The organism is Microcystis sp. M090S1 (genome assembly GCF_020246295.1).
Taxonomy (GTDB): domain Bacteria; phylum Cyanobacteriota; class Cyanobacteriia; order Cyanobacteriales; family Microcystaceae; genus Microcystis; species Microcystis aeruginosa.
In genome coordinates this window covers 1-6,118 of sequence record NZ_JADBTF010000441.1, presented here as the reverse complement: position 1 = coordinate 6,118, position 6,118 = coordinate 1, and the positions used below count along the sequence as shown (strand labels likewise).

Sequence of the window (6,118 nt, the reverse complement as noted above, 5' to 3'; positions counted from 1 at the left end):
TCGAGGGAATCAACAATAAACTTAAACTAATAAAACGGAGAGGCTATGGCTTTAGAAACTTTCGGAATTTTTGGGTTAGAAGTATGTTATCTTGGCATCTTGTCTGTTGATTTAGCATAAAGGGTAACGAAGAGCCTCTTATCTTAATCCGACCCCACCCCGAATAGATGAGACGAACGATGCTTTTTTTACTGTTTTTTCCGGCTAGTTTAGGCATAATCTCCCAAATATTCTCACCGGAAAACCTATCCGCTGCTATTCTTGCCCTAGGTACCCTGGTGATGTGTATAGAACAGGCACGCATGGCAGCGGTGGACTTGGCAGAAATTGCCCAATTTCAGCAAAAAACCAGCGATCCTCGCCTTGATCGCTTTTTTATGGTTACAGTTAGTACAATTGTTTTAGAATTATCGGGCTTTTATCTTGAATGTCGGGGTAAAGACCCTCGCTTTTAGCGACGGGATGAAACCCCGACCAGTATAAAACAGCGAAGCACGACATTTCGACACATTTCGACAGGCTCAATGTAAAAGCTCAGTGTCCACATTTCGACACATTTCGACACATTTCGACAAGCTCAATGTAAAGGCTCAATGTAAAAGCTCAATGTCAACTAAAATCTTGACAATCCGATGCTCTACAGGTTAACTTAAAATAAGTTGTTTGAGGTCGATAAACAATGATTGTCTTAGAAATGAAAGCAGTCGTCAAACCAAGTCAATGTTCTGCCATTGATGAAGCTATTCGTACAGTACAATTCATCCGTAATAAGGCTTTAAGGCTTTGGATGGATGCCAAGAGAGAAGACAAAATCGATAAATATTCTCTCAATAAATATTGTGCAGTTCGCAGCCATTCAGTTCAAGTTTGTCGATACTCTAAATTCTACGGCTAGACAAGCATCTGCTGAACGGGCATGGTCAGCTATTGCTCGTTTCTATGACAATTGTAAGAAAAAGGTTAAAGGTAAAAAGGGTTATCCCAAGTTTCAGAAAAATAATCGTTCTGTGGAATATAAAAACTCCGGATGGAAACTATCGGAGGATAGAAAGAAAATCACTTTCACAGATAAGAAAAACATTGGCACGGTTAAACTAAAAGGAACCAGAGACTTAAACTTTTACCCTCTAGACCAAATTAAACGAGTTAGGATTGTTAAACGAGCGGATGGTTATTATGTCCAATTCTGTCTTAGCGTTGATATTCGGGAATATGCTAAACCCCTAGAACCAACAAAAAGATGTGTGGGATTGGATGTAGGTTTAAAAGTTTTCTACGCTAACAGTGATGGGGAAACGGTAGAAATACCGCAATACTATCGCCAGGCAGAAAAAAGATTAAACCGTCTGAATCGGAAGAAATCTAAAAAGTTTAGAAAAGGTCAACCCCAATCAAACAACTACCAAAGGGCTAGAAAGAGATATGCTAGAAAGCATTTAAGAGTAAGTAGGCAACGTAAAGGCTTTGTCGAAAAAGAGGCATTGCGCGTCATTAAATCTAACGATTTCATAGCTTACGAAAACTTAAATATTCAAGGCATGGTAAAAAACTCTAGAATAGCTAAATCTATTAATGATGTGGCTTGGTCAACTTTTCGGCAATGGTTAGAATATTTTGGTTTTAAATATGGTAAGGCTACGGTAGCAGTAGCCCCCCATAACACGAGTCAAAATTGCTCTAATTGTGGTCAAAAAGTCCCTAAATCTCTATCTACAAGAACTCATATTTGTCCCCATTGTGGCTATGTAGAAGATAGAGATATTAACGCCGCTATCAACATTCTCAAAAAGGGACTAAGTACCGTGGGACACACGGAAACTAATACGCTTGGGGAGAGATTCCCTCTGGTTTGGTTGGATACGTCCTGCCAGATTAAGGAAACTCAGTGAACCAAGAATCCCTCGCTTAAGCGCGATGGGAGTGTCAAGTGGCTGCCCTCTGGATAGGATGGGGGTCCTTAATAGTTCTGGTCAGTCAAATTTGGTTTCATTGTTTAGCCAAGATTCAACTGCAGCCAACCACGGAAAAAATTATTGACCATGGCATAGGGCCACGTTTACCCATCTTACTCGCTGACGGAATCGGGATAATCTTCGTGGCTTGCTGGTTAGCCAAAATCGCCCCCCTAATTATGGCCATGACTTTAACGGCAATGTTATTAATCTACGGCTCTATTAAGTATCTTTTCAACTGATAATACAGCAGTTATCTTAATGGTGAGATAACTTCTATATTATTAAACTTTTAGTTGTTTGTCCCTGTGGAATTGCCCTCAATCCATTCGTAAAAAGCCATAGATTCCGGGGTACAACGGCTGCATCCTCCGCATTTTTCTAGGGAAATCAGGCGAATTCGCCCTTTTTTCAGCAAGCGATCGAGCATGGGACTTAAGGCATCCGCTGACATCCGAAAGTGTGTGGATAAGTCAGCCAGAGATGCTTTCTGATTTTTGGCAAGATAAGCCTGTATATCGGTTAAAATCATGGTTTATAAGCGAAAAAATCGAGAAAAGTTACTTGATTGCGGTGGGTTACGGCGAATCTAAATAATTAGTTAGTTGCCTAGCTTTTTGTCGCCTAACCCACCCTACTTTTAAATTGCGGGACGGTTGATTTTTCGGGGACGGAGATTTTTTAAGGTGAATAAAACCCCGACTACGGTTAAACCCATCAAGACTATCCAAAAGAGAGAAAATCCCGGATGTCGAGAAAAAGTGGCGATTTGATAGAAGGAAGTGGCAACAATATAGGCCATTCCTGTGGTCCAGAAGGCAATAAAAGCAGTCCAACCGGCATTAGTTTCGCGATATACTGCCGATGTGGCCGAAACACAGGGAAAATAGAGCAGAACAAACAATAGATAGGCAAAAGCACCCGCTTGACCATCAAATCTTTTCACCATTGCCCCAAAGATTCCTAAATCTACTTCTTGCTTCTCGGCAGCCGTTTTTTGATCTTGCAGATCACCAATATTTAAACCCAAGGGATCAAGTAATTGATTGGGTAATTGCGCTAAATTGGCGGGAATAGTGGCGATAGCTTCCTGAATTTGCCCCCAAAAGTCGAATTTTACCTGTGCTGCCCCCTTATTCGGGTTATCTTCCCCTGCTAGTTGGCTGTAAATTGAGTTTAATGTGCCTACCATCGCTTCTTTGGCAAAAACTCCCGTAAAAATTCCCACCGTTGCCGGCCAATTTTCCGGTTCTAGTCCCATGGGTGAGAAAATAGGAGTTACAGCTTTACTGGTAGCACTTAAAACCGATCGCTCGCTGTCTTGATTACCAAAAGAACCATCAAAACTGAGGGAGTTGAGTAGTCCCAAAATCATCACCATTAAAACAATAACTCGTCCAGCTTTCCATAAAAACGCTTGCAGACGTTCCCAAGTACGAATTAAAACCCCTTTCAGACGCGGTAGATGATAGGGAGGCAATTCCATAATAAAGTGACTGACTTCTCCCTTGAGTAGGGTTTTTTTCATCACCAATCCCGTCAAAATAGCGGCGAGAATTCCTAAGATATAAAGACCAAAAACGATGTTTTGACCACCTATGGGGAAAAAAGCCGCCGCAAATAGGGCATAAACAGGTAATCTGGCCCCACAGGACATAAAAGGGTTCATCATAATCGTCATTAAACGATCGCGAGAATTTTCTAGGGTCCTGGTGGCCATAATTGCCGGTACACTGCAACCAAATCCCACTAGCATGGGAACAAAGGATTTACCCGGCAATCCCACCAAACGCATCAATCGGTCCATGACGAAGGCTGCCCGGGCCATATAGCCGGAATCCTCTAAAATTGACAAAAAGAGGAACATAAAGCCAATTACGGGGATAAAAGTGGCGACGGTTTGCACACCTCCCCCCGCCCCATCAGCGAGCAGAGCAATTAGCCAACCCGGGGTATGGATTTTTTGTAAAACTTGGGACAAACCATCGACAAAGATAGTCTGGGCAGTTAAATCGAAGAAATCGATAAAGGCAGCACTAACATTGATGGTAAACAAGAACATTAGGTACATTACGCCCAAAAATATCGGAATTCCCCACCAGCGATCGAGAACAATCCGATCGAGGCGATCAGACATAGTATCATTTATCTGTCCAGTCCGTTGAGTGGCTCCCTGGGTAACTTGTTGAATAAAGCCATAACGAGTATCAGCAATTAAAATATCAAGGTCTTCCCCTAAAACTTGGTGTATTTGTCGTCTATGCTTGACGATAATGCTTAATAGTTCCTGTGAGCGCAATTCTGGGGCGATGCGATCCTCGTATTGCAGTAGATTTAAAGCAGTCCATCTTGGCTCAACGATCCTTTTACTGCTATGGTCGTTAATGTAGGCAACAATCTCGTTAAGAGCTTCCTCAATTACCGCAGGATAAGCCACATAAGCGGCAGTATGGCTAATATTACTGACTAATTCCCCAATTTTTTGCTTTAATTCTCCGATTCCTTCCCCTTTAACTGCACTAATCGCCACGACAATTGCATCCATGCGAACGCTTAAGAGTTGCGGATTAACCACAATACCCCTAGTTTTGGCCACATCCATCATATTTAGGGCAATCAACATCGGTAAACGCATCTCCATGATTTGGGTAGTAAGGTAGAGATTGCGCTCTAAATTAGAAGCATCGACGATATTAATCACTAAATCCGCTTCTCCTGACAGCAGATAGTCCCTAGCGACTAATTCATCCATTCCTGTCTCCCCTTCTTCTACATCGAGGGAATAGACTCCGGGTAAATCCACAAGGGTGATATCTTCCCCGTTAACTTGAAATCGTCCCTCTTTGCGATCGACTGTTACTCCCGGCCAGTTGCCAGTGCGTTGATTGGCCCCCGTGAGAGCATTAAAAAGGGTAGTTTTGCCACAGTTAGGATTGCCAATTAAGGCGATAATGGGTTTGACCATAATTAGGATATTGAGTGATGAATAGGCTTAGATGATTAAATTTAGCTTTTTGGGTCTATTTCTTCGACGATTAAAGTGTCTGCCTCCTGTTTTCGCAGACTGAGATGAAATCCCCGCACTCGAATCTCGACGGGATCCCCCAAAGGTGCGACGCGAATGACGGTAAACTCTGTCCCCGGAGTTAATCCCATTGATAGCAATTTTCCTTTGTATCCGCGCAATGCTCGGTCATAACCGACAACTTTACCCGCTTTTCCTATGGGTATCTCCCGCAGAAATGTTCTTACTTCAGGTAGGTCTTTTTTGGGTTCCAGTTTTTTCGGTTGACTGTCACTAACGAGGATTTTTTCGGCCATTTCTGCCCCGATACCGATACGATTGTCTTGAATGCCAATTAAAACCGATCCCCTCGGTTGGGAGCTAATTACCTGTAATTGAATGCCGGGGTTTAATCCCATACCTAGGAGTCGATTGATCCCTCCTGTCCCCTGAAATCCCACTAACCAGACGGTTTTTCCCATTTCCACTTGTGCTAAAGGATAAGTGGCAGCCAAGTCATTACCCGTGGGAGTGACATTGTCTAATTCTGCCTCTTTACCACCCCAAGGGGAAAATTGGGCTTTATTTGGCGATTTTTCCAGTTCTTCTGGTTCATTAGGTCTAATTTTATCGTCCATGCTTTTCTTATCTCCAAAGGTAAAGAAGGTCTTTCATTCAAGAGTGACAATAATTCCTTGATAGCTCATCGAGTTTACTTCAGTAGCCAAAGGGTGATAACTGCACTACTGTCAGTCTCAGTCAACGGTTTTGAAACTGTCTAAGACTTGTGATCGCTAAAATAAATGCTAATTATTCTCAATTACCAGTCTAATCCAAAAGGGGAGACAGAAAAGAAAAATATTTATTTAGGGTCGGCTGAATAATGGTAAAACCCTTTGAAAATAAGGCTTTTGACCTGTTAAAATCCGATGTTCATGCTGCGAAAATCGGATTGGGACCCCCAAAAACCTGGCATTATCCTCCTTTCAGTACATAAGTTAGTACAAAAAGAGAGGGCAACAAAGCCTGAAACGACCGGCTACTGACGACCGGCTACTGACGACCGACTCCTAACCCCACCAACAAACTTTTTGCCGCAAACCCTACCTAGTGGTCTGCTGAAAAAGTAGGGGCGAAGCATTCGGGCAAGAACCTATCGGTG

Annotated in this window: 4 protein-coding genes and 3 pseudogenes; 4 read left to right on the top strand and 3 right to left on the bottom strand. The window is 42.6% G+C overall.

Going from position 1 to position 6,118, the window contains the following annotated elements:
• The 4 genes and pseudogenes from IM477_RS19350 to IM477_RS19335 form a co-directional block, all read left to right on the top strand.
• On the top strand, nt 1–110 hold a 110-nt coding region (locus IM477_RS19350; protein ID WP_190538260.1), incomplete at its 5' end, for a transposase.
• A gap of 57 nt (nt 111–167) precedes the next feature.
• Nucleotides 168–425: pseudogene (locus IM477_RS19345) on the top strand (hypothetical protein); the annotation flags it as partial.
• Nucleotides 426–679: 254 nt separating this feature from the next.
• Nucleotides 680–1,889, top strand: a pseudogene (locus IM477_RS19340) (RNA-guided endonuclease InsQ/TnpB family protein).
• A 38-nt stretch (nt 1,890–1,927) separates the two neighbouring features.
• Nucleotides 1,928–2,194: pseudogene (locus IM477_RS19335) on the top strand (hypothetical protein); the annotation flags it as partial.
• A gap of 50 nt (nt 2,195–2,244) precedes the next feature.
• Here IM477_RS19335 and IM477_RS19330 read toward each other — a convergent pair.
• The 3 genes from IM477_RS19330 to IM477_RS19320 form a co-directional block, all read right to left on the bottom strand.
• Complete coding sequence (locus IM477_RS19330; protein ID WP_287733117.1) at nt 2,245–2,484, bottom strand: FeoC-like transcriptional regulator; 240 nt, start codon at nt 2,482–2,484, stop codon at nt 2,245–2,247.
• Between the two features lie 108 nt (nt 2,485–2,592).
• Entirely contained in the window at nt 2,593–4,917 is a 2,325-nt protein-coding gene (gene feoB / locus IM477_RS19325) for a Fe(2+) transporter permease subunit FeoB (RefSeq protein WP_287733115.1), read from the bottom strand.
• Nucleotides 4,918–4,958: 41 nt separating this feature from the next.
• Complete coding sequence (locus IM477_RS19320; RefSeq protein ID WP_287733114.1) at nt 4,959–5,594, bottom strand: FeoA family protein; 636 nt, start codon at nt 5,592–5,594, stop codon at nt 4,959–4,961.
• Nucleotides 5,595–6,118: the final 524 nt, after the last annotated feature.